A 1,696-nucleotide genomic window follows, 5' to 3' on the forward strand; every position below is an offset into this window, starting at 1 on the left:
CCCCCCCCCCCCCCCCCCCCCCCCCCCCCCCCCCCCCCCCCCCCCCCCCCCCCCCCCCCCCCCCCCCCCCACTACCAACCGGGGCGCAGCCCCACCCTTCCATCCGAACCGATGCGCGGCCCAGATCTCCAGCGCCAGCAGCAGCGCAATGATCGCCAGCGGCAGCAGCAACCCCAGGTACACACCCGGCATCATGCCGTTGATCTGCGCCTTCACCAGCCGCAGCACGCCGCGCGTATGCAGCAGCTCATCCATGCGCATGGTCAGCGCCTCACGCACCATCTTCGGCTCCAGGCCCACAGTGCCAGCCTTGTCGATCAGCGTGTCTTCCACCATCGCGCGCAGCAATCCGGCGCGCACCTTGCCGATCACCCAGCCCACGCCGCGCGCCATCGGCCCGTTACCGAGCCGCTCCACGCTTGGCAGCGGATGCTCGCGCAGGTAGATCGCGGCAAGCGAATCGGCAACGTCACCCACCGTGCCCTGGCTCTGCAGCGCGGCACGCATGCGTTCGTCTTCCAGCGAGGCGGTGAAGCCACTGCTCCACCCTTCCACCATCGTCTGCAGGTGCGGCTGGAAGTGGTCGAGCTGCTTGAACAGCGCGCGGTGCGCGCCGGCGGTGAAGCCCAGTTGCAGGCCGAAGAACGCGACAAGCAACGGCAGCAGCACCACATACGAGGCCAGCAGCCCGTGGTGCCAACGGCGCTGCCGCCGCAGCCAACCGCGTCGATGCAGCCCGCGCCAGGCGAAGATGCCCAGCACCAGCCCCAACAGCGTGCCCAGCACGCTGCCGCCGATCAGATCGAGCACGCTCAGGCCGGTCCAGAATTCGCCAAGCCAATACTGCGCTTCCTGCATGGTGTTGCCTTCCGTGGTTCAGTGCGGCCGCCATGGTAACCGCGACCCGATGCTCGGCTGCTCTCTGCCGCCGGTGGGTGTAGACCCTCGGACAGCCGGTGGGTGCGGACCCTCGGACAGCCGGCGGGTGCGGCCCCTCGGACAGCCGGTGGGTGCGGACCGTCGGCCAGCCGGTGGGTGCGGATCGTTGGTCCGCACGCCCCCATGCAGTCGCCCGCCAGCGGCCGGCACGACCCGGCAAGCAATGCGACAATCGCACTCCTTTCCTGCAGCAACGAGGCCCACATGGCCAAACTGACCCTGGCCAGCGTGGACACGCTGCGTACCCGCTTCACTGATGATGCCGCCTGCGATGCAGCGCTGTCCGCCTTTGCCGACCCGGCTGCGGCGCGCGCACCGCTGCGTGAGCTGGTCGAGGCACAGCACCGCTACCTGCGGGCCGAACAAGAAGTGGCACAGGTGGCCGACATCCTGCGCCGCGACCAGAAGTACGCGCCGGTGGGTCGCCCGTCGGTGCATATCGTGCAGCTGCGCAAGCAGCAGGCAACGACCAAGCAGGCCGCGCTGATCGCCCGCCAGGTAGTGGCGCAGGCGGCGCAGACGTTCGTGCGTGCGAGCGGGTTGGTGGTGAAGGCCAAGCAGAGCCCGAGCGAAGCGTCGGCGGCGTGGCTGGGCGCGTTGCGCTGAGCGCCCGTACCCGGTAGTGACCAACCTTGGTTGGCCTGCAGAGTGCTCGTGCGCCAACCGAGGTTGGCACCTACCGGGTAGTGGGGGGGGGGGGGGGGGGGGGGGGGGGGGGGGGGGGGGGGGGGGGGGGGGGGGGGGGGGGGGGGGGGGG

2 protein-coding genes are annotated in these 1,696 nt (G+C 71.0%); one reads left to right on the forward strand and one right to left on the reverse strand.

The window, feature by feature from the left end:
• Positions 1 to 858: hypothetical protein (locus AC3WTC_RS20480; protein WP_492712427.1), on the reverse strand; the 858-nt coding region annotated here is incomplete at its 3' end.
• 285 nt (positions 859 to 1,143) lie between these two features.
• Between AC3WTC_RS20480 and AC3WTC_RS20485 the strand changes: the two genes are divergently transcribed.
• Positions 1,144 to 1,545 carry a hypothetical protein gene (locus tag AC3WTC_RS20485; RefSeq protein ID WP_492712428.1) on the forward strand — a complete coding sequence of 134 codons (402 nt, stop codon included), beginning with the start codon at positions 1,144 to 1,146 and terminating at the stop codon, positions 1,543 to 1,545.
• The last annotated feature ends 151 nt before the right edge of the window (positions 1,546 to 1,696 follow it).

It is taken from the genome of Stenotrophomonas sp. FW305-C-20-S1, assembly GCF_058783335.1.